Here is a 21,245-nt window from a genome sequence, read left to right on the forward strand (position 1 = left end):
GTCGGGCCCGGCATCCCTTCCTGGGGTGCCGGGCCCGACGGCGTGAACGGGAGGTACGAGGTGGACGAGCGGACCCGGCTGCGGCTGGACGTCTCGTACGACGGCACGGACTTCTCCGGCTGGGCCGCCCAGCCGACCCGGCGGACGGTCGCCGGGGTGCTGACCCAGACGCTGGACCTGGTCCTCGGCGCGGGCACGGCGACCGGGCTGACCGTCGCCGGCCGCACCGACGCCGGGGTGCACGCGACCGGTCAGGTCTGCCACCTCGACCTGCCCACCGCCGTGTGGCGGGAACACGACGGGCGGCTGCTGCGCCGGTTGGCCCGGCTGCTCCCGACCGACGTGCGGGTCCGCGCCATGAGCGAGGTGCCCGCCGACTTCGACGCCCGTTTCTCGGCGACCTTCCGCCGCTACGAGTACCGGGTGACCGACGCCCCCTGGGGCGCCGAGCCGCTGCGCCGGCACGACACCCTCGCCTGGCCGAAGCCGCTGGAGCTGACGGCGCTGAACGCCGCCGCGGCCGGCCTGGTGGGGGAGCACGACTTCGCCGCGTACTGCCGGCGCAAGGAGAACGCCACCACGCTGCGCGAGGTGACCCGGCTGGACTGGCGGCGCGACCCGGACGGCATCCTCGTGGCCACCGTGCAGGCCGACGCGTTCTGCCAGGCGATGGTGCGCAGCCTGGTCGGGGCGATGCTGGTCGCCGGGGACGGCCGGCGGCCGGTCGAGTGGCCGGCGAGCCTGCTGAGCCGGCGGGAACGCTCCAGCGAGGTGACCGTCGCGGCGGCGCACGGGTTGACCCTGGTCGCGGTCGGCTACCCGGACGACCCGGCCGAGTACGCCCGCCGCGCCGACCTCACCCGCCGCCTCCGCGTTTCCACCGAGGCCTGAGCGCACGGGGGTTCGCGAGACCCGGTGCAGCCAAGGGCACCCACCCCGTGCGCAGCGCGCCCGCGCGGGCGGCGTGACGCGTGACCGGGCCGTGCTCAGGCGAGCGAGACACGTGGCGAGGCCCGGTCCGCAGGACTCGGACCGGGCCTCGCGTCGCTCGCCGTCGACCGGCGGCTCAGTCGCCGGGCAGCTCGTCGGGAGTGGCGTTGCCGCCCTGGGTGCCGGCGCCCTCGGTCGCCCTCGCGGTGGGCTGGACGGCGCTGCCGCCGGTGGCCCGCCGCTCGAGCACGCCCTTGTCGAGGTGCAGCTCGATCAGGTCGTAGATGATGTCGCGGACCGCGTTGTCGCCGGCTGGCACGGCGCCGCCGTCGGCGCGGACGACCAGGCAGTAGGCGAGGTAGTGGCCGCGTACCTGCCAGCCGATCCGGGCGGCGGCGGTGGTGAGCGCCTCGGTGCCGTCACCGGCGGCCAGGCCGAGGAAGCGGCCCTGCCGCTCGTCGAGCAGCTGCCGGATCCGGTCCCGGACGCGTTGCGCGCTGGCCTTGTCGGTCAGGTTGAACAGGCCGGCGGTGGCCAGGTGCTCGCCGTCGGCGGAGCGCACCGTGCCCCGTACCACCTGGCTGCACCCGAGCCGGACCAGCAGGTCGGCGATCTCGCCGGTGGCGGCGACCGCGCAACTGCCACCGGAGTGCGTCTTCAGCACGTCGTAGGCGGGTCGTCCGTCGGCCACCACCAGCTTCTTGCCGGCGAAGACCTCACGGGCGGTCAGCGGCTGCTGGTCGGTGTCGCGGGAGTCGAGGTCGTCGGCGGTCGACCCGTCGACCGGGGCGGCCGTGGTGGGCTGCGGTGCCGCCGCGGTCGGGTCGTCGCTCGGCGTGCGGTCGACGAGCAGGGCCGCCGCGCCGAGGCCACAGAGCGCGAGCAGGACCAGCACCGCCGCACCGCCGACGAGCACCTGCCACAGCCGACCACCGCCGCGCCGGGAGCCGGACCCGCCGGACGCGGGCGGCCCCGGCGGCTCGATCGGCCCGGTCGGGGCGTACTCGCGGGGGAGGGTGGGTGGCGGCGGGACCTGGACGGACGGGCGGACCGGAGCCGGTTCGGCGGCCGGGAGGGCCGGCCGGGTGGTCCGCGGCAGTGACGGGGTGGGGAAGCGGGACGGAGACGGCCCGGCCGGCGCGGGCGGGCCGGGCGGGAACTCCGGCAGGTCCGACTCGGACCGCGGGTACTCCACGAAGGCGTCCTCATCGGACTCGTACCGATACACCATGTCGCCCAGAGTAGGAGCCGTTGCCCCTTTAGGGGGTAATAATGGGAAATTCCGGCGCGGGCGCGTCGGGGTCCTCCCCGCCGAGGCGACCGCGAGCCGGTTCCGGGCCGGTGGAAGAATGCCGGACGTGACCGGCGACCACTACTTCTCCACCAGCCCCACCGCTGCGGCGCGCCCGCGGGAGGTCGAGTTCTCCGTCGCCGGGCGCGACTACACCCTGGCCTCCGCCAGCGGGGTCTTCTCCGCCGACCGGCTCGACCCCGGCACCGCCGTCCTGCTGCGCAAGGCCGAGCTGCCGACCGCCACCGTCGGCGGTGACCTGCTCGACATCGGCTCGGGCTTCGGGCCGATCAGCTGCGTGCTGGCCACCAGCGCGCCGGCCGCCACCGTCTGGGCGGTCGACGTCAACGAGCGGGCCCGCGCCCTCACCGCCGAGAACGCCCGCCGGGTCGGCGCCGCCGACCGGCTGCGGGCGGTCGCCCCGGACGAGGTCCCGGCCGACGTCACCTTCGCCCAGATCTGGTCCAACCCGCCGATCCACATCGGCAAGGCCGAACTGCACGAGCTGCTGCGCCGCTGGCTGCCCCGGCTCGCCCCGGACGGCGTCGCCTGGCTGGTGATCGCCCGTCACCTCGGCGGCGACTCGCTGCACCGCTGGCTGGTCGACGGCGGCTGGCAGGTCGAGCGGCACGCCAGCCAGAAGGGCTACCGGGTGCTGCGGGTCACCCGGTAATCGGGTGTCGCCCGCGCCGCCCGCTCCGGCAGGATGCCGGCGTGGGATACGTGGACGTGGCAGGGGTCGGGCACATCCTCCCCGACGGCCGGGAACTCTTCGCCGACGTGTCGTTCCGGGTCGGTGAGGGTGCCAAGGTCGCCCTGGTCGGACCGAACGGCGCCGGCAAGACGACGCTGTTGCGGATGGTCGCCGGCGACCTGCCGGTGAAGACCGGCGCCGTCGCCCGGGCCGGCGGCCTCGGCGTGATGCGGCAGTTCATCGGCATGATCGGGGACGACACCACGCTCGCCGACCTGGCGCTCTCGCTCGCCCCACCGGCGCTGCGCGACGCCGGTCGCCGGCTGGCCGAGACCGAGGCGGCCATGCGGTCGGCCGAGCTGCGCGGCAAGTACAGCACCGCCGCCGGCAAGGCCCAGCTGGCGTACGCGGACGCGCTGGCCGCCTGGGGCGAGACCGGCGGGTACGACGCCGAGGTGCTCTTCGACACGGTCGCCACCATCGTGCTGGACCTGCCCTGGGACGCCGCCCGGGACCGCCCGGTGCGGACCCTCTCCGGCGGGCAGCAGAAGCGCTTCGCCCTGGAACTGCTGCTGCGCGGCACCGACGAGGTACTGCTCCTCGACGAGCCGGACAACTTCCTCGACGTGCCCGGCAAGCGCTGGCTGGAGGCGCGGCTGCGCGAGTCCGGCAAGTCGGTGCTCTACGTCTCGCACGACCGGGAACTGCTGGCCCAGACCGCCGACCGGGTGGTCGCCGTCGAGGGCGGCAGCGCCTGGGTGCACCCGGCGGGCTTCGCCAGCTGGTACGACGCCCGGGTGGCCCGGCACGCCCGCCTCGACGAGCTGCGCAAACGCTGGGACGAGGAACACCAGAAGCTGCGCGAGCTGATGCTGATGTACAAGCAGAAGGCCGCGTACAACGACGGGATGGCGTCGCGCTACCAGGCCGCGCAGACCCGGCTGCGCAAGTTCGAGGAGGCCGGGCCGCCGCCCGTACCCCCGAAGGACCAGGACATCCGGATGCGCCTGGCCGGCGGGCGGACCGGCAAGCGCGCGGTCATCTGCGACCAGCTGGAGCTCGACGGCCTGACCTACCCCTTCGACCTGGAACTCTGGTACGGCGACCGGGTCGCCGTGCTCGGCGCCAACGGGACGGGGAAGTCCCATTTTCTCCGACTGCTGGCCCGGGGCGGCACCGACCCGGACCCGGCCAACGGCCCGGTCGACGGCGCGGCCGCGTTGGCCCCGGTCGCCCACGACGGCACGGTCCGGCTCGGCGCGCGGGTCCGGCCCGGCCACTTCTCCCAGACCCACGACCGGCCCGAGCTGGTGGCGAAGACCCTGGTCGAGATCCTCTGGCGGGGCGACGATCACCGGGCCGGGATGGACCGGCACGCCGCGATGGCGGCGCTCAGTCGGTACGAGCTGGCCGCGCAGGGCGACCAGCGCTTCGGCACCCTCTCCGGCGGGCAGCAGGCGCGTTTCCTGGTACTGCTGCTGGAACTGTCCGGGGCGACCCTGCTGCTGCTCGACGAGCCGACGGACAACCTCGACCTCGCCTCCGCCGAGGCGCTGGAGGCCGGGCTGGCCGCGTTCTCCGGGACGGTGGTCGCGGTCACCCACGACCGCTGGTTCACCCGGTCCTTCGACCGGTTCGTGCTGTTCGGCGGCGACGGCGAAGTGGTGGAGACGCCGGAGCCGGTCTGGGACGTGCGCTGACGGGCGGCGGTCGCGGGGCCCGTCCCTCACGGCGGGCATAGGGTGGATCACGTGACTGAGATGACCTACCGCCGGTTGGGCGACTCCGGGCTCGTGGTGTCCGTGGTCGGCGTCGGCTGCAACAACTTCGGCCGCAAGCTCGACCTCGACGGCACCCGGGCGGTGGTCGACGCCGCCCTCGACGCCGGGATCAACTTCTTCGACACCGCCGACATCTACGGCGAGCCGCAGGGCGGCTCCGAGGAGCTGCTCGGGCAGGCGCTCAAGGGGCGCCGGGACGACGTGGTGGTGGCCACCAAGTTCGGCATGGACATGCACGGCATGAACGGCCCCGACCACGGCGCCCGGGGCGCGCGCCGCTACATCGCCCGGGCGGTGGAGGCGTCGCTGCGCCGGCTCGGCACCGACCACATCGACCTGTACCAGATGCACGAGCCCGACCCGGGCACCCCGATCGACGAGACGCTCGCCGCCCTGGACGACCTCGTCCGCGCCGGCAAGGTGCGCTACCTTGGCAACTCCAACTTCGCCGGCTGGCAGATCGCCGACGCCGACTGGGTCGCCTCGTCCAACGGACGGGCCCGGTTCATCAGCGCGCAGAACCACTACTCGCTGCTGGAACGCTCCGTCGAAACCGAGGTCGTGCCCGCCTGCGAGCGGTTCGGCCTGGGCATGCTGCCGTTCTTCCCGCTCGCCAACGGCCTGCTCACCGGCAAGTACAAGCGCAACGAGGCGCCGCCCGCCGGCAGCCGGCTCTCCGGCGGCGGCCGGTACGCGCAGCGCCTCGCCGCCGCGGACTGGGACACCATCGAGGCCATCGAGGCGTACGCCGGCGAGCGGGGCCTGTCGATGCTCCAGGTGGCGATCGGCGGGCTGGCCGCCCGTCCGGCGGTGACCTCGGTGATCGCCGGCGCTACCACCCCGGAGCAGGTGCGGGCGAACGCCGAGGCCGGCACCTGGCAGCCCACCGACGAGGACCTGGACGCCCTCGACGCCATCCTCTGACCGTCGGCCCGTCGGCCCGCCCGCCGGCGGTCGCACCAGCCGTGAGCGGGGCACCTCGGAGTCGTTGCGACGCCGCCGAGGTGCCCCGCTCTTTCGTGCCCGGTCCGTCCACTCAGGGCCAACCGGACAGCATGGCGTGAGCGGTCCGTCACGCGCTGCCCGAACCGTCGAGTTGAGACGGTCCGTGGGAAAAGCGCACCCCCGCCCTTGGCGGATCGGCGCATCCGTCGTACGGTATGCCGCAAGTAACCCACGGGAGCCCGGTGCACCGGGCTGAGAGGGGGGCTGAAGCCCCCGACCGTCGAACCTGATCCGGGTAATGCCGGCGCAGGGAGGAGCGTTGCCGTGCCGTCCCTGGGACGACTGCATCTGATCACCGACACCCGGCCGGGGCGCGAGCCGCTCGCCGTGCTGCGCGCCGCCCTGCCGGTGGCCCGCGCCGAGCTGGTCGTACAGGTCCGGGTGGACGACGACGCCACCGACCGGCAGGCGTACGAGCTGGCCCGCCGGGTGCTCGCGCTCTGCGCGCCGTACGGGGTGCCGTGCCTGGTCAACGACCGGCTGCACGTGGCGCTCGCGGTCGGCGCCGCCGGGGGCCACGTGGGCGCGGACGACCTGCCGGTCGGGGCGGCCCGCCGGGTGCTCGGCGCCACCGCCGTGCTCGGCGCCACCGCCCGGGAACCGGTCGCCGCCACCGAGGCGGTCGCCGCCGGGGCCAGCTACCTGGGCGTGGGCCCCTGCCACGCCACCACCACGAAGGCCGGCCTGCCGGCCCCGATCGGCCCGGACGGGGTACGCGCCGTCGCCGAGGCCGTCGCCGTGCCGGTGATCGCCATCGGCGGGGTGACCGCCGCGTCGGTGCCGGCACTGCGGGCCGCCGGGGCGTACGGGGTGGCGGTGGTGGGGGCGCTGTCCGGATCAACGGATCCGGCCCGAGCTACCGCTGAACTGCTCGGGGCGCTGACGTGCTGACCCGACCGGACGTCGCCGTGGTGGGGGCGGGACCGGTCGGGCTGGCGATCGCCTGGCGCTGCGCCGCGCGGGGGCTGCGCGTCGTCGTGCACGATCCCGCCCCTGGATCCGGCGCGTCCCACGTGGCCGCCGGGATGCTCTCACCGGTCGCCGAGGCGTACTTCGGGGAGCACGAGCTGACCGGGCTGCTCACCGAGTCGGCCGCCCGCTGGCCGGGCTTCGCCGCCGAGCTGGCCGAGGCCGCCGGCACCGACTTCGGCCACCGCACCGAGGGCACCCTCGTCGTCGGGCTCACCGGTGACGACCTGGCCGAGGCGCGGCGACTCTGGTCGTACCAGCGGGAGTTGGGGCTGCCGATCACCCCGCTGCGCCCCTCCGAGCTGCGGGACCGCGAGCCGGCGCTGGCGCCGCGGGTGCGCGGCGGCGCGGTCGCGCCCGGCGACCACCAGGTCGACCCCCGGCGGCTGGTGGCCGCGCTGCGGGCGGCGGCCGAGCGGGCCGGGGCCACGCTGGTGCCCGGCGCGGTCGCGAGCCTCACCGACGTGGACGCCCGGGTCACCGTGGTCGCCGCCGGCTGCGGCGCCGCCGCGCTCACCGGCCTGCCGGTCCGGCCGGTGAAGGGGCAGGTGCTCCGGCTGCGCGCGCCCGGTCGCGGCACGCCGGACTTCCGGCACGTGATCCGGGGGTACGCCGACGGCGAGTCGGTGTACCTGGTGCCGCGCGCCGACGGCGAGGTGGTCCTCGGCGCGACCGTCGAGGAGCGCGCCGACACCGAGGTGACCGCCGGGGCGGTGCTGCGGCTGCTCCGCGCCGCCGTCGACCTGGTGCCCGACCTGGCCGAGTACGACCTGGTGGAGGCCGCCGCCGGGCTGCGCCCCGGTACGCCGGACAACGCGCCGATCCTCGGGCCGCTGCCCGGCCGGCCCGGTGTGCTGGTCGCCACCGGCCACCACCGGCACGGCATCCTGCTCACCCCGGTCACCGCCGACCTGATCACCGACCTGGTGGTCACCGGCGCGGCGGACCCGCTGCTCGCCCCCTTTGCGCCGGATCGGTTCACCGCCGGCGCCGCCGCCCGAGCCGCCGGCCGGGACCGGATCGCACCCACCCCCGAGGAGGAGACGTGCAACTGATCGTCAACGGTGCCGGCCGGGACCTGCCCGGCGGGTCGACCGTGGCGGACCTGGTCCGCGCGGTCACCGAGCAGCGGCGCGGCCTCGCGGTGGCGGTGAACGGCGAGGTGGTGCCCCGCACCGGCTGGCCGGCGACCGTGCTGCGCGACGGCGACCGGGTCGAGGTGCTCAGCGCCGCGCAGGGCGGGTGAGCGGCGTGACGCTCACCATCGGCACCGTCACCCTCGGGTCGCGGCTCATCCTCGGCACCGGCGGCGCGGCCAACCTGCACGTGCTGGAGCAGGCCGTCCGGGCCTCCGGCACCGAGCTGGTCACCGTGGCCCTGCGCCGGGTGGACACCACCCACGCCGCGGCCGGCGGGCTGCTCGACGTGCTGGACCGGTGCGGGGTGCGGCTGCTGCCGAACACCGCCGGCTGCTACACCGCCGGCGAGGCGGTGAAGGTGGCCCACCTGGCCCGGGAGGCGTTCGACACCGACTGGGTGAAGCTGGAGGTGATCGGCGACGAGCGCACGCTGCTGCCCGACGGGGTGGAACTGCTGCGCGCCGCCGAGGAACTGGTCGCCGACGGGTTCACCGTGCTGCCGTACACCTCCGACGACCCGATCCTGGCCCGCCGGCTGGCCGACGTGGGCTGCGCCGCGGTGATGCCGGCCGGCGCGCCGATCGGCTCCGGGCTGGGCGTGTCCAACCCGCACCACATCCGGCTGATCCGGCAGAGCGTGGCCGTGCCGGTGATCCTCGACGCCGGCATCGGTACCGCCTCGGACGCGGCGCTCGCCATGGAGCTGGGCTGCGACGCGGTGTTGCTGGCCAGCGCGGTCACCCGGGCCGCCGACCCGGTGGCGATGGCCACCGCCATGCGGTACGCGGTGGAGGCGGGCCGGCTCGCGTACGGTGCCGGCCGGATCGCCCGTCGCTTCCACGCCCTCGCCTCCACGCCGGACGAGGGAAGGCCCGACCTGTGACGGTGACGCGGCAGGTCGTCGACGGGCCGCCCGAGGCGGGCGCAGTGCGCGGTCCACGCCCCGCCGGGACGCGCCCGGACCCGCGTCGAGCCGGCTCGGGGCGGCTCGCCGCGACCGGGCCAGCCCGTCCGGTGGTGCCCTCCGGGCTGGTGGTGCTCACCGACCGCTGGCAGGCCCGGCGACCGCTGCCGGAGGTGGTCGCGGCGGCGGTGGCCGGGGGAGTGCGCTGGGTGGTGCTGCGCGAGAAGGACCTGCCCCGCGCCGAACGTGCCGCCCTCGCCGCCGCGCTGCGCCCGCTCCTCGCCGAGGCCGGCGGCACCCTGATCGTCGCCGGCCCCGACCCCCTGGCCGGCGACGCCGTCCACCTGCCGTCGGCCGGCCCCTACCCGCCACCGCCCCTCGGCCTGGTCGGCCGCTCCTGCCACGACCGCGTCGAACTGGCCCGACTCACCACAGAGGACTACGCCACCCTCTCACCCGTCTTCCCCAGCAGAACCAAACCCGGCTACGGCCCACCCCTGCACCCGGACGGGCTCGCCGAGCTGATCCAGGCCAGCCCCGTGCCGATCCTCGCCCTCGGCGGCATCGACACCCCCGACCAGGTGCACGCCTGCGTGGAGGCGGGAGCCGTCGGAGTGGCCGTGCTCGGCGCCATCATGCGAGCCGAAGATCCCACTCAGGCAGCCGCCACCCTGACCGAGGCCTTCCGAGCAGCCAGCCCCACCACCACCGCCACATCAGCAGTCTCGGCGCTCCCACCCGCCCCGATGCCGCGAACCTGGCACGCCCTCGCGGAGGTCTCCGACACGGGGCTGCGGCCGACCGTGCCCACGCAGGGATCAAGCCTGACCGCCCGGAGTGGGCACGGTCGGCCGCAGCCCCCCACAGCGACAACGACGGACCCGCACGGTCGGCCGCAGCCCCTCACGCCGACCTCGACGAACCCGCACGGCCGGCCTTCAACAGCGACTCGGGAAGAGGGACAGTGACGCCGACAACCGTCCTCACCATCGCTGGCTCGGACTCCGGCGCCGGTGCCGGCATTCAGGCCGACCTCAAGGTCTTCGCCGCCCTCGGCGCGTACGGGACCAGCGTGATCACGGCCGTCACGGCGCAGAACACCCGGGGCGTAGACGCCGTGCTGCCGTTGCCCCCGCGAACGGTCACTGAGCAGCTCGACAGCGTGCTCGGCGACTTCCGTGTCCGGGCGGTGAAGACCGGAATGCTCGGCACCCCGGCGGTCGCCGACGCCGTGGCCGAGGCGGCGAAGGCGGGCCGGCTGCCGTACCTGGTCGTCGACCCGGTGCTGGTCGCCACCAGTGGACACCCGCTCGGCGTGGTGGAGGCGGTCGAGCGGCTGCTGCCGTACGCGGAGGTGGCGACGCCGAACTGCGCGGAGGCCGCCGCCCTCACCGGACGCCCGGTGACCACGGTCGAGGAGATGGCGGTCGCCGCCGAGGCGATCGCCGCCGGCGGCCCGGGGCACGTGGTGGTGACCGGCGGTGACGTGGACGCCGGCGGCGAGTCGGTCGACGTGCTGTGCGGCGGCGGGACGACCATCCTGCTGCGCGCGCCCCGGGTGCGGACCCGGCACACCCATGGCACCGGCTGCTCGTTCTCGGCGGCGATCGCCGTCCGGCTGGCGGCGGGCGACCCGGTGCCGGTCGCGGTCGCCGCCGCCAAGGAGTACGTCACCCGCGCGCTGACCGGCGCGCGGGACTGGGAACTGGGCGCGGGACGCGGCCCGCTGGACCACTTCGGCTGGTCCTGTTGACCATCAGGGAGGCTGTCATGCAGGCACGTCGCAAGGTCTACGTCGAGGGGTCACGGCCGGACGTCCGGGTGCCGTTCGCCGAGGTGGAGCTGGCCGGGGACAACCCGCCGCTGCGCCTTTACGACACCTCCGGCCCGGGCTCCGATCCGGAGGTGGGGTTGCCGCCGCTGCGCGGGAGGTGGATCGCCGAGCGCGGTGACGTGGCCCCGGTCCGGGGTGCCGGCACGCCGTTGGCCGGGGCGGACGGGAAGCGGCCCACCCAGCTCGCGTACGCCCGCGCCGGGGTCGTCACGCCGGAGATGGAGTTCGTGGCGATCCGGGAGGGGATGGCGCCGGAGTTCGTCCGGGACGAGATCGCCGCCGGGCGGGCGGTGCTGCCGCTCAACGTCAACCACCCGGAGTGCGAGCCGGCGATCATCGGCAAGGCGTTCCTGGTCAAGGTGAACGCCAACATCGGCACCTCCGCGGTCACCTCGTCGGTCGCGGAGGAGGTGGAGAAGCTGACCTGGGCGACCCGCTGGGGCGCGGACACCGTGATGGACCTGTCGACGGGCAAGCGGATCCACGAGACCCGCGAGGCGATCGTGCGCAACTCGCCGGTGCCGATCGGGACCGTGCCGATCTACCAGGCGCTGGAGAAGGTCGGCGGCGACCCGGTGAAGCTGAGCTGGGAGGTGTTCCGGGAGACCGTCGTCGAGCAGGCCGAGCAGGGCGTCGACTACATGACCGTGCACGCCGGGGTGCTGCTGCCGTACGTGCCGCTGGCCGTGGACCGGGTGACCGGGATCGTCTCCCGGGGCGGGTCGATCATGGCGGCCTGGTGCCTGGCGCACCACGAGGAGAACTTCCTCTACACCAACTTCCGGGAGCTGTGCGAGATCCTGGCCCGCTACGACATCACGTTCTCGCTCGGCGACGGGCTGCGGCCCGGGTCGATCGCGGACGCCAACGACGAGGCCCAGTTCGCCGAGCTGCGGACCCTCGGCGAGCTGACGAAGATCGCCTGGGAGTACGACGTGCAGGTGATGATCGAGGGCCCGGGCCACGTGCCGATGCACAAGATCAAGGAGAACGTGGACCTCCAGCAGGAGTGGTGCCACGAGGCGCCGTTCTACACGCTCGGCCCGCTGACCACCGACATCGCCCCCGCGTACGACCACATCACCTCGGCCATCGGCGCGGCGATGATCGGCATGTTCGGCACCGCGATGCTCTGCTACGTCACCCCGAAGGAGCACCTCGGGCTGCCGGACCGGGACGACGTGAAGGCGGGCGTGATCGCGTACAAGATCGCGGCGCACGCGGCCGACCTGGCCAAGGGCCACCCCGGCGCCCAGGCCTGGGACGACGCGCTGTCCAAGGCCCGGTTCGAGTTCCGCTGGGAGGATCAGTTCAACCTCTCGCTGGACCCGGAGACCGCCCGGTCGTACCACGACGCGACGCTGCCGGCCGAGCCGGCGAAGACCGCGCATTTCTGCTCGATGTGCGGGCCGAAGTTCTGCTCCATGAAGATCACCCAGGAGCTGAAGGACTACGCCGCGCGCGGCATGCAGGACAAGTCGGCGGAGTTCCTCTCCTCCGGCGGCCGGGTGTACCTGCCGATGGCCTGACCCTGGACCACGCCGGTCCGGCGACGGCGGGTGCCGTCGCCGGACCGCTGTGCTTCCTCAGTCCCGGTGGTGCCGGCCGCTGGACCGCAGCGAGCGGCGGCCGCTCTCCGTCTCCGGCTCGTTGTCGGCCAGCGGGCGGCTCAGGCCGGCGACCCAGTCGACGTATTCCTCGTCCTGCGCGGCGAGCGGCTCCGCCTCCGAATTCTCGGCCGGCGGTTCGGCGCCGCGCGCCTTGTTCCGGCGGAACAAGCTCCGCTTCGGCCGGGACCGGTCGGCCGCCGGCTCCGGCTGGACCTCCGACGACGGTTCGGCCCCGTGAGGTTCGGCACCGGGCACCTCGGCTGCGGGCAGGTCCGTCGACCGGCTCGCCGTAGTGGGCGTGCCGGGCCGGGAGTCGTCCGTGTCCCAGCGGAAGGTGACCGGCTTCGGTTCCTCCTCCGGACCGTGGTCCGGGAAGGGCAGGCCGGCGCGGGGCGGCGCGGGCGCGGGGCGGGGAGCGGTGAAGGCGTTCCAGCTCGCCGCGCTGTTCAGGTCGGGCAGTTGGTGCCGGGGGCGGGGCGCCTGCTCGGCGACGGGAGTGGCGCCGGCGGTGGGCGGGGTGTGGCGCGCCGGGCTGCGTTGCGCATCCGATGGCCCCACGCCGGGCCGGCGAACCGGCGCGTCGCGGAGGCCGTCCCTGGTGGACCCGGCCGAGGGGTACTCGGAGCGGGTTGAGTCGAGCGCTGGCGGGTCGAACCGCGCCGAGTCGGGCGTGGCCGGGTCGAGTTCGGTGGTGCGATGGCCGGCTTCGACGAGCCGGGCTGTGTCGAGTTCCGGCCGGTCGAGGCGGCTCCGGTCGAGTGCCCGATCGAGCCCGGGGCGGTCGAGCCTGGGCAGGTCGAGCGCACGCTCGGGGTTGTCGGCCGGCGCGGTGTCCGCACCGGAACGGGCGGCGGGTGCCGGAGCGGGGGAGTCGGCCGGCTCGGGGGCGGCTGTCGGGTCCGTCGCGGGGCGGATCGCCCGCTTCGCCGAACCCTTATGGCCGCTGACCGCAGCGGCGGAGCCGGCGGCAGCGGCAGGAGCGGCGGAGCCGGTGGTGGCAGCCGTGGGTGCGGTGGTGGCAGCCGCGGGACCTGCGTCGGTGGCCGGCGCCGCGTCGCCGGTGGTGGCGAGGGTGGCCGCCACCGGGTCGTCCGATCGGGCGTCGCTGGTCGTGGTGGAGGTGGCGGCCACCGGAGCGTCCGATCCGGCGCTGCTGGCGGTGGTGGCGACCGGCTCGTCCGACCCGGCGGAGCGGGACTTGCGGGTCCGCTTCGGTCGGGGCCGGGGGGTGACGGTGGTGGGCTCGGCCGGCTCGGCGGGCGCGGTGCGGTCGGCGGTCACTGCCGTCCGCTCGGTGTCGTGCGGCTGCTCGGCCGTCGCGGTGTGGTGAGTGGTGGCTGCCGTCTCCTCGGTGCGGTTCGGCTGCTCGGCCCGGTCCGCTACCCGTGGGACCGCCACGGACCCGACCACGACCTGCGGTGTGACCTCGCCGGCCGCTGCCGGCGCGTCGGCCGGACCGGCGGCCCGAGCAACCTGGACCGGATCGGCCGCACGCGGTTCGTCGGACGGAACGGCAGGCGGTGCAACCTGGGCCGGGTCGGCGGTCGGTGGCACCTGGATCGGGTCGACCGCTCGCAACCCGTCGGACGGGACCGGCGCGGAGGAGCTGCCCACCACCGGCTCGCCGGTGGACACCGCCGGCGTGATCCGGCTGGCCGTACCGTCCCAGTCGGCTCCGTCCCCGACGTCGACCCCGCTGGCCGGCTCCGCCAGCGCCTCCCGGTCCGCCGCGGCGTCCCACGCCGTCGGCTCCACCCGGTGACCGGCGAGGGACGCCGGCTCGCCGGTCGGCGCGGCCGGGTCGGCCGTCCACCGGGACTCCGGCGTACCGCGACGGTCCCGGGGCTGCGGGGCGCCCGCCGCGCCGGCGGCCTCGGCCTGCGGCGCGCGGCTCGGGCCCGTCGGCAGGTCGCCGTACGACGGCTCGTCGGGCGTCCGGCCGGATGGCTCCGGCCAGGTCGCCGACGCGGGTGCGCCGGCCGGGTCGTCGAGGGCGAAACCACTGTCCGGGCGCGGACCGGACGGGGTCGGGGTGCCGGGGGTGACCGGCCAGTCCCAGTGCGCCGGGGTCGGCCCGGTCGCCCGGGTCGCGGCCCGGTCAGCGGCCCGGTCCGCGCCGGCCGGCGTGCCGGCCCCCGCCAGGGTGCCCGCGCCGGCGGCGCCGGCCAGGTCCACGGTCGCCGTACCGTCGCCGGAGGCGCTGCTCAGGGCCGGGCTGTCGGGCAGCGGGCGCAGGATGTCGGTCGGCTCGATGGCGTCGTCGGCTCCGGCGGCGGTCCCGGCGTCGCTCGCCGGGAAGAGCGGCCAGCGCAGCAGCGTAGCGGCGGCCGAGCCCAGGGCGCCGGCCGCGACGGCGATCACGGCGCCGTAGTACGGGGCGAGCTGGTAGCGGTCGGCGGAGTCGCCCGGGCCGGCGGTCAGGTAGGCGAAGGCGAGCAGCACCGGGCCGGCCACCCCGGCCGCCCCGCTGACCAGCGGGACGTGCCCGCGCCAGCGGGCCAGCGCACCGGTCGCCGCGCCGGCCAGCAGCGCCACCGCGGGGAGGGTCAGCATGGCCAGCCGCTGCGCCGCGTCCGCGTCCAACCAGGACGGCTCCAGCACGCCGAGGCGTACGGAGCGCAGCACCCCGGTGGACAGCAGCGCCGGCGCGACGGAGACCAGCGCGATCAGCCAGACCGCGCCGGTCAGCAGGGCGACGTTCCAGCCCAGCGGCGGCCGGAGCAGCACGGCCGAGGCGGCGCCCGCGCCCACCACCGCGCCGACGACCGCGCAGATCCCGACCGCCCAGACCGGGTCGACGGTGCTCAGCTCCGCGGCCCGGGCGGGTTGCATACAGAGCGGGGCGACGACGGTCGCGCCGAGTGCGGCCGCGCCGGAGACGGCGAGTTGCGCGCCGGTGCCGTCCGACAGCCCGACGCGGCGGGCGAGCCGGACGGTGACCACGGCGCCGACCACGGCGGCGGTCACGGCGAACCAGCCGACCCAGGCGAGCTGGGCCGGCCACCGGTTCACATCCGTGAACGCGCCGTTGAGTCGTACGATCCCGAACCCGTACGCGATGCCGAGCTGACCGGCTCCGGCCAGCACGCTCACCCCGAATGCGGTGAACAGCAGCTTGCCCCACGTCCGAAAGGCCATGTCGCGCACGTTACGGCCCGGTGCGCCCGATCGCCACTGTGGCGCGGCGGGGCGACTGCCTGGGGTTACTTCAACTCGACGAGACGGGCCAGATACGTGGTGTCGCCGACGTTGGTGAGCATGTGGACCGCGCCCGGGTCCCGGTAGACCACCCCGCCGGTGGGTTCGTCGGCGTCGATCCGGGTGCCGTCGATCGTCTGCACCACGTTCTTCGCGCCCTGGACGGCCACCACCAGGTACGGGTGGTCGTGCCGGTGCAGCGGCTGCCGCTCACCCGGCTCCAGGCGGATGTGCCACACCCGGACCCGCTCGTTCTCGAAGACGATCTCCTGGCCCACCGGGCCGAGTTCCGTACCGTCGACCACGTCGGTCATGGCGTTCCGTTCAGTTGTGGGAGCACCTCACCGGCGATGAGCTCCAGGTGGTCGAGGTCGTCGAGTTCGATCAGGCGCAGGTGGACCCGAGTGGCGCCGATCGCGGCGAACTCGCCGAGCCGGTCGATGAGTTGCGCGGGGGAGCCGACCACCGGGTCCTCCGGCGGCAGGGCGCTCTTGACGTGCAGCGGCGCCGCCCGGCGGCGGGCCTCGGCGTCGGTCCGCCCGATCGCCACCACCACCCCGGCGGAGAGCACCAGCGGGGCCCGCCCCGACTCGGCACGCCCGGTCCGGTCGCACGCCTCGCGGACCCGCTCGTACGCGCCGGCGGTCTCCTCGACCGACTTGAAGGGCATGTTGAACTCGTCGGCGTACCGGGCGGCCAGCTCGGGGGTGCGCTTCGGGCCGCGCCCGCCGACGATCACCGGCGGACCGGGCCGTTGCACGGGCTTGGGCAGCGCGGGCGCGTCCACCAGCCGGTAGTGGTCGCCGAGGTGGGTGTAGGTGTCGCCGACCGGGGTCCGCCACAGCCCGGTGATGATCTCCAGCTGTTCGGCCAGCCGGTCGAAGCGCTCACCCACGCCCGGGAACGGGATGCCGTACGAGGTGTGCTCGCGCTCGTACCAGCCGGCGCCGATGCCCAGCTCGACCCGGCCGCCGCTCATCTGGTCCACCTGGGCCACCATCACGGCCAGCGGCCCGGGCAGCCGGAAGGTGGCCGAGGTGACCAGCGTGCCGAGCCGGATCCGGGTGGTCTCCCGGGCCAGCGCGGCGAGGGTCAGCCAGGCGTCGGTCGGGCCGGGCAGCCCCGGCTCGTCGCCCATCGCCTGGTAGTGGTCGGCCCGCAGGAACCCGTCGAAGCCGCCCGCCTCCACCAGCCGGGCGAACCGGAGCTGGTCGTCGTAGCTGGCACCGCGGTGCGGCTCGACGAAGACGGCCACCCGCATGCTCATCGTCCCTCCGCCACGGCCGGCGTCTCGCGCTCCATCAGCAGTTCGTGCAGTTCGGCGCTGACCCGGGCGACGTCGGCCAGGTGGGCGTTGCGGCCGAGGGTGCGCGGTCGGGGGATGGTCACCTCGACGATCCTGCGGATCCGCCCCGGGCGTGGGCTGAGCACGACCACCCGGTCGGCGAGCAGCACCGCCTCGTCGATGGAGTGGGTGACGAAGACGACGGTGGCTCCGGTCTCCATGTGCACGCGTTGCAGTTCGCCGGAGAGTTCCTCGCGGGTGAGCGCGTCCAGGGCGGAGAAGGGCTCGTCCATCAGCATCACCCGGGGCTCGCCGATCAGCGACCGGCAGAGCGACACCCGCTGCTGCATGCCGCCGGAGAGCTCGTGCGGCAGCCGCTTCTCGAACCCGCCGAGACCGGCCATCTCCAGCAGCTGGCGGGCGCGGTCGCGGTGCCCGGCCCGGCTCCAGCCGAAGATCTCCACCGGCAGCAGGACGTTGTCGAGCACGGTGCGCCAGGGGAGCAGGGCGGGGCGCTGGAAGAGCATCGCGATGTCCTGGCGGGGCCGGGTGACCGCCGTGCCGCCCACGGTGATCTCGCCGCTGGTCACCGCCAGCAGCCCGGCGACCATGCGCAGCAGGGTGGACTTTCCGCAGCCGGAGCGACCCAGCACCGCGACGAACTCGCCCTCGGCGACCGCCAGGTCGATGCCGCGCAGCGCCTCGACCCGGCCGGAGCGGCCGTCGAAGGTACGCGACACGTCGGCGAGTCGAATCATGTCCGGCGGGCCTCCCCTGAGTGGGCGGTCAGGAATCCGACAAAGGCTATCCGGCGTGTGGCACTTGCCAACAGTCCGGGGTGGACGCTCAGTTGTTTCCGTTCCGCAACCCGGCGCGACTGGTGTCGTGACGGTGGGTCTCTCGTACGCTGTGCCCGCGAAGAGTCCCTTCACGACGGTGGCGTCGGCTCCCCCCTCCACGCCGGCACCGCCGGACCGACAACCCCTCCGGGTGGCATGACCCGGTCGGAAAGGACATGGTGCACTGATGAGAAGGCTGACCCGTACGGTCGCCGCGGCCGCCCTGGCCACCGCCCTCGCCCTGGTCTCCGCGTGCAGCAGCGGCTCGGACGACTCCGACGCCAAGGGCGGTGACGGCAAGGCGTTGGAGAAGGTGACCTACCTGACCTCCTTCGGCAACTTCGGCCGTGACTCGTACGCCTGGGTGGCGAAGGAGAAGGGCTTCTTCAAGGAGGCCGGCTTCGAGGTGGAGATCAAGCCGGGCCAGGGCACCGGCTCGGTCATCCAGACCGTCGTCGGCGGTCAGGCCGACTTCGGCCCGATCGACCTGACCGGTGGCCTGCTCCAGCTCGGCAACGGCGCCGCCAAGGACTTCGTGGCGGTGGCGGCGATCCAGCAGCGCACCATGGCCGCCGTGGTCACTGTCGAGGGCAAGAACATCGCCACGCCGAAGGACCTGGAGGGCAAGAAGCTCGCCGACACCCCCACCTCCGTGGTCCGCCAGCTCTTCCCGACGTACGCCCGCCTCGCCGGCGTCGACGCCAGCAAGGTGACCTGGGTCAACGGTGAGGCGCAGACCCTGATGGGCACCCTGGCCTCCGGCACGGTCGACGGCATCGGTCAGTTCGTGGTCGGCCAGCCCACCGTCGAGGCGGTGACCAAGAAGAAGCCGGTCATCCTGGCGTACAGCGAGGTCATGCAGGACCTCTACGGCAACGCGCTGATCACCTCGACCAAGCTGGCCAAGGAGAAGCCGGAGATGGTCAAGCGCTTCACCGCGGCGCTGCTCAAGGGCCTGGAGTACGCCCTGGCCCACCCGCAGGAGGCCGCCGACCTGCTGAAGAAGAACGTCGCCGCGACCAACCCGGCCGCGGCCGCCGCCGAGCTCCAGCTGATGGCCGCGTACGTCCGGTCCAGCAACTCCGGCACCGCCATCGGCACCCTCGACAACGAGCGGGTCGCCAAGAGCATCGCGCTGCTGCAGGGCGCCGGCGCGCTCAAGCAGAACATCACCCCGGACCAGATCATCGACTTCAGCCTGACGCCGAAGGCCTGATCGACACCGACCGTGCCACGGGGGTGCGGTCACCGGGACAGCGACCGGTGGCCGCGCCCCCGTGGCCGTGCCGGCCCCGGCCGGCAGGAGAGGATGGGACACGTGACGCAGATCCGTACCCGCTCCGGGGCGGGGGAGGCGGAGCGCGACACGGCCGCCGCGGCCGACGCGCCCGGGGTGCCGACCACGCCACCGGCCGCCGCGGCGCCGCGGCGCCCGCAGGTACGCCCGGCTACGGTCGGCCTGCCGCTGCTCGGCCTGGTGATCGCGGTGACCGTCTGGTGGCTGGTCACCTCGGGGTTGAAGCTGGTCCATCCGGCGTCCCTGCCGCCGCCGCAGGACGTCTGGGCAGCGCTGACCGCGGCGGCCGACGTGCTGCTGCCGGCGCTGGGGATCACCACGCTGATGACGCTGCTGGGCTTCGTGCTCTCCGCCGCCGCCGGGGTGCTGATCGGGATGGCGCTGGCCGCCTCCCGGCGGGCCGAGCGGATGTTCGCGCCGCTGCTGGTGGCGATCAACGCGGTGCCGAAGATCGCCCTCGGGCCGCTGCTGGTGGTCTCGGTCGGCTGGGGCGAGAAACCCATCCTGACCATGGTCTTCCTGCTCTGCTTCTTCCCGATCGTGCTGTCCACCGCGACCGGGCTCACCACCACCCCGGCGGACCTGGCTGAGCTGGCCCGGTCGCTGAACGCCTCGTGGTGGCAGGCGTTCCGCAAGGTGCGCTTCCCGGCCGCGCTGCCGCAGATCTTCGTCGGGCTGAAGGTGGCGATGCCGCTGGCCGCCATCGGCGCGGTGATCGGCGAGTTCTACTCCGACAAGCCGGGCCTCGGCTACCAGATCCTGCAGTACAACGGCATCGGGGACACCGCCACCGCCTGGGCGGCGATCGTGCTCATCGCGGCGATGAGCATCCTGCTCTACGCCGCCCTCTCCCTGGTGGAGCGCTTCGCCCTGCCCTGGGTGCGCGCCACCACCAGCGCCCGCTGACCCACGTCGACCGTTGACCTCGACGTCAACCGTTGGAGTTGCGGGATCGCCCGAGGTGTGGCCACCGTCCCCGGCGTAGGGATCAAGCCTGACCGCCCGGAGCCGGGGACGGTGAGCCACACCGCCCCTCAGCCGGCCAGCCGCCAGCGCCCACCCCGGGCGACCAGCGTCGTCAGCGCCTGGGGCATCAGCCCCGAGTGGTTGTCCGGCGTCATCCGGATCGGCCCGGACAGCCCGTCCATCTGGGACGTCTCCAGCACGTCCCGGATGCCGTCCCGGTTGACCTGGTCGGCCGGGCCGCCGGCCCGCAGCGCGGCGTCGGCGATCAGCTGGACGGCGTCGGCGGCGAAGGAGGAGAAGCCGTTGTAGCCGCCGAACCGGGCGGTGTAGTCCTGGAACCACTGCCGCCGGGCCGCCTTGGCCGGGGTGGTGGCGATGACGTCGTCGATCACCATGGTCTGGGTGAAGATCAGGGTGGCCCGCTCGCTGGACCGGGCGGCGTTGCCGAGGAAAAGGTCGCCGGCGGCGGCCGCGTCGAGGAAGAGCGACCCGGAGAAGCCCGCCTCCTGCGCGCTGGTCGCGGCGAGGGAGGCCTGCTCCGGCGGGGTCCAGAGCAGCAGCGCCTGCGCCTCGCCGGAGGTGAGCAGGCGGACCGGCTGGCTGACGTCGGTGTCGGTGGTGCGCACCGCCTCGTTGCGGACCAGCCGGATCTTGGCCTTGTCGAACTCGCCGCGCAGCGCGGTCAGGCCCTCCCGGCCGTAGTCGTCATCGCTGTGCAGCACGGCGACCTTACGGATGCCCTTTCGGCGCAGTTCCGTGGTGAGCGCCGCGGCGCTGTCGGCGGCGTTGGGGGCCAGTTTGAAGACGTACCGCCGATCGGCGACCGGGTTGGAGATCGCGCTGGACGGCGCGAGCGCGATGGTGGGGATCTTCTTCTCGTTGATGGTGAGTACGGCGCCGACGGCGCATTCGTTGCAACCGCCCATGATGATCGCGCTGACCTTGGAATCGCCGCTGAAGTCGGTGATGTTCCGCAGTGACTCACTGGCGTCGGAACGGTTGTCCTTCACCTCGAGCCGGATCTTTCGGCTGCCCAGGGCGCCGGACGTGTTCAGCTGCTCGATCTTCAGTTCCAGCGCGCGCTGGTACGCCTTGCCGACCGGGGCCGCCGCACCGGAGAGTTCGAGGTCCGCGGCGATGACGATGGGGCTGGTGTCCTCCTGCCCCGCCCCGAACGAACAGCCGGTGAGCGTGGTGGCCAGCACGGCCGATGCGAGCGCCACGATGGTCGCGGAGCGGATGGGGCTCAACTCAGTCCTCCAGGTGCGGCGCGGGCGCTGCCCGGTCACCGCCGCTAGTCCGTCCTCTGTGGAGATACGGGATTGTCTGCCGTACGGTGTGCGCGAAGCCTGCAAAACCTTGCCAATGCCGGGCCCCGCGGTCAAGCGCGGTAGCCCGATGTGGTTTCGGGACGGCTTTCCCACATGTTGGGGTCATCAGATATTTACCGACGCTCACTTCGGAGACGCGATCGGCCACTCTGGAGTGAGAATGCCTGTTCAG

Annotated in this window: 18 protein-coding genes, 1 pseudogene and 1 riboswitch; of the genes and pseudogenes, 13 read left to right on the forward strand and 6 right to left on the reverse strand. The window is 74.4% G+C overall.

Features of this window, described 5'->3' with window-relative positions:
- The first annotated feature begins 60 nt into the window (after positions 1-60).
- Positions 61-891, forward strand: coding sequence for a tRNA pseudouridine(38-40) synthase TruA (gene truA, locus ACTMTB_RS02950; protein ID WP_441142328.1), 831 nt, complete (start codon positions 61-63; stop codon positions 889-891).
- 175 nt (positions 892-1,066) lie between these two features.
- Here the strand turns inward: truA and ACTMTB_RS02955 are convergent, their stop codons facing one another.
- Positions 1,067-2,161, reverse strand: a complete 1,095-nt coding sequence (locus tag ACTMTB_RS02955; protein WP_441142329.1) for a hypothetical protein — start codon at positions 2,159-2,161, stop codon at positions 1,067-1,069.
- Between the two features lie 127 nt (positions 2,162-2,288).
- Between ACTMTB_RS02955 and ACTMTB_RS02960 the strand changes: the two genes are divergently transcribed.
- The 10 genes and pseudogenes from ACTMTB_RS02960 to thiC all read left to right on the forward strand — a co-directional run bounded on the left by ACTMTB_RS02960 (position 2,289) and on the right by thiC (position 12,076).
- Entirely contained in the window at positions 2,289-2,894 is a 606-nt protein-coding gene (locus ACTMTB_RS02960; RefSeq protein ID WP_441142622.1) for a class I SAM-dependent methyltransferase, read from the forward strand.
- A gap of 41 nt (positions 2,895-2,935) precedes the next feature.
- Positions 2,936-4,615 (forward strand): ABC-F family ATP-binding cassette domain-containing protein, encoded by a 1,680-nt coding sequence (locus ACTMTB_RS02965; protein ID WP_441142330.1) that lies wholly within the window; start codon positions 2,936-2,938, stop codon positions 4,613-4,615.
- A 42-nt stretch (positions 4,616-4,657) separates the two neighbouring features.
- The gene (locus ACTMTB_RS02970) at positions 4,658-5,620 is read left to right on the forward strand and encodes an aldo/keto reductase (protein ID WP_441142331.1); all 963 of its coding nucleotides are present in this window, start codon (positions 4,658-4,660) and stop codon (positions 5,618-5,620) included.
- A gap of 242 nt (positions 5,621-5,862) precedes the next feature.
- Positions 5,863-5,971: riboswitch (TPP riboswitch) on the forward strand.
- Positions 5,966-6,592 carry a thiamine phosphate synthase gene (gene thiE, locus ACTMTB_RS02975; RefSeq protein WP_441142332.1) on the forward strand — a complete coding sequence of 209 codons (627 nt, stop codon included), beginning with the start codon at positions 5,966-5,968 and terminating at the stop codon, positions 6,590-6,592. It overlaps the preceding riboswitch by 6 nt.
- Positions 6,586-7,725 carry a glycine oxidase ThiO gene (gene thiO / locus ACTMTB_RS02980; protein WP_441142333.1) on the forward strand — a complete coding sequence of 380 codons (1,140 nt, stop codon included), beginning with the start codon at positions 6,586-6,588 and terminating at the stop codon, positions 7,723-7,725. The genes thiE and thiO overlap by 7 nt, the downstream gene beginning before the upstream one ends.
- Positions 7,716-7,916: a sulfur carrier protein ThiS gene (thiS, locus tag ACTMTB_RS02985; RefSeq protein WP_088960276.1), complete on the forward strand. Its 201-nt coding sequence runs from the start codon at positions 7,716-7,718 to the stop codon at positions 7,914-7,916. Before thiO ends, thiS begins: the two co-directional genes overlap by 10 nt.
- Complete coding sequence (locus ACTMTB_RS02990) at positions 7,913-8,692, forward strand: thiazole synthase (RefSeq protein WP_441142334.1); 780 nt, start codon at positions 7,913-7,915, stop codon at positions 8,690-8,692. The genes thiS and ACTMTB_RS02990 overlap by 4 nt, the downstream gene beginning before the upstream one ends.
- A gap of 131 nt (positions 8,693-8,823) precedes the next feature.
- A pseudogene (locus ACTMTB_RS02995) lies at positions 8,824-9,423 on the forward strand (thiamine phosphate synthase); the annotation flags it as partial.
- Positions 9,424-9,677: 254 nt separating this feature from the next.
- Complete coding sequence (gene thiD, locus ACTMTB_RS03000; RefSeq protein WP_441142335.1) at positions 9,678-10,466, forward strand: bifunctional hydroxymethylpyrimidine kinase/phosphomethylpyrimidine kinase; 789 nt, start codon at positions 9,678-9,680, stop codon at positions 10,464-10,466.
- Positions 10,467-10,483: 17 nt separating this feature from the next.
- Positions 10,484-12,076, forward strand: a complete 1,593-nt coding sequence (thiC, locus tag ACTMTB_RS03005; RefSeq protein WP_441142336.1) for a phosphomethylpyrimidine synthase ThiC — start codon at positions 10,484-10,486, stop codon at positions 12,074-12,076.
- 57 nt (positions 12,077-12,133) lie between these two features.
- Here the strand turns inward: thiC and ACTMTB_RS03010 are convergent, their stop codons facing one another.
- From ACTMTB_RS03010 to ACTMTB_RS03025, 4 genes are all read right to left on the reverse strand, one after another.
- Entirely contained in the window at positions 12,134-15,295 is a 3,162-nt protein-coding gene (locus ACTMTB_RS03010) for a hypothetical protein (RefSeq protein WP_441142337.1), read from the reverse strand.
- A 65-nt stretch (positions 15,296-15,360) separates the two neighbouring features.
- Positions 15,361-15,669 carry a cupin gene (locus ACTMTB_RS03015; protein ID WP_154941843.1) on the reverse strand — a complete coding sequence of 103 codons (309 nt, stop codon included), beginning with the start codon at positions 15,667-15,669 and terminating at the stop codon, positions 15,361-15,363.
- Positions 15,666-16,616, reverse strand: a complete 951-nt coding sequence (locus tag ACTMTB_RS03020) for an LLM class F420-dependent oxidoreductase (RefSeq protein WP_441142624.1) — start codon at positions 16,614-16,616, stop codon at positions 15,666-15,668. The genes ACTMTB_RS03015 and ACTMTB_RS03020 overlap by 4 nt, the downstream gene beginning before the upstream one ends.
- A gap of 2 nt (positions 16,617-16,618) precedes the next feature.
- Entirely contained in the window at positions 16,619-17,398 is a 780-nt protein-coding gene (locus tag ACTMTB_RS03025) for an ABC transporter ATP-binding protein (RefSeq protein WP_441142338.1), read from the reverse strand.
- A 268-nt stretch (positions 17,399-17,666) separates the two neighbouring features.
- Between ACTMTB_RS03025 and ACTMTB_RS03030 the strand changes: the two genes are divergently transcribed.
- Both ACTMTB_RS03030 and ACTMTB_RS03035 read left to right on the forward strand, forming a co-directional pair.
- Complete coding sequence (locus tag ACTMTB_RS03030) at positions 17,667-18,695, forward strand: ABC transporter substrate-binding protein (protein ID WP_441142339.1); 1,029 nt, start codon at positions 17,667-17,669, stop codon at positions 18,693-18,695.
- 102 nt (positions 18,696-18,797) lie between these two features.
- Positions 18,798-19,682, forward strand: a complete 885-nt coding sequence (locus ACTMTB_RS03035; protein WP_441142340.1) for an ABC transporter permease — start codon at positions 18,798-18,800, stop codon at positions 19,680-19,682.
- Positions 19,683-19,810: 128 nt separating this feature from the next.
- On the opposite strand, the gene ACTMTB_RS03040 is transcribed toward ACTMTB_RS03035, so the two are convergent.
- Positions 19,811-20,992 carry an ABC transporter substrate-binding protein gene (locus tag ACTMTB_RS03040; RefSeq protein ID WP_441142341.1) on the reverse strand — a complete coding sequence of 394 codons (1,182 nt, stop codon included), beginning with the start codon at positions 20,990-20,992 and terminating at the stop codon, positions 19,811-19,813.
- Between the last annotated feature and the right edge of the window lie 253 nt (positions 20,993-21,245).

Origin of the sequence: Micromonospora sp. L32, from assembly GCF_052068055.1 — a bacterium.
GTDB lineage: Bacteria > Actinomycetota > Actinomycetes > Mycobacteriales > Micromonosporaceae > Micromonospora > Micromonospora purpureochromogenes.

Coding starts and splice junctions, on each gene's coding strand:
- ACTMTB_RS02955 (WP_441142329.1), bottom strand. CDS start 2,161: ATGGTGTATCGGTACGAGTCCGATGAGGACGCCTTCGTGGAGTACCCG.
- thiC (WP_441142336.1), top strand. CDS start 10,484: ATGCAGGCACGTCGCAAGGTCTACGTCGAGGGGTCACGGCCGGACGTC.
- ACTMTB_RS03010 (WP_441142337.1), bottom strand. CDS start 15,295: ATGGCCTTTCGGACGTGGGGCAAGCTGCTGTTCACCGCATTCGGGGTG.
- ACTMTB_RS03015 (WP_154941843.1), bottom strand. CDS start 15,669: ATGACCGACGTGGTCGACGGTACGGAACTCGGCCCGGTGGGCCAGGAG.
- ACTMTB_RS03020 (WP_441142624.1), bottom strand. CDS start 16,616: ATGCGGGTGGCCGTCTTCGTCGAGCCGCACCGCGGTGCCAGCTACGAC.
- ACTMTB_RS03025 (WP_441142338.1), bottom strand. CDS start 17,398: ATGATTCGACTCGCCGACGTGTCGCGTACCTTCGACGGCCGCTCCGGC.
- ACTMTB_RS03030 (WP_441142339.1), top strand. CDS start 17,667: ATGAGAAGGCTGACCCGTACGGTCGCCGCGGCCGCCCTGGCCACCGCC.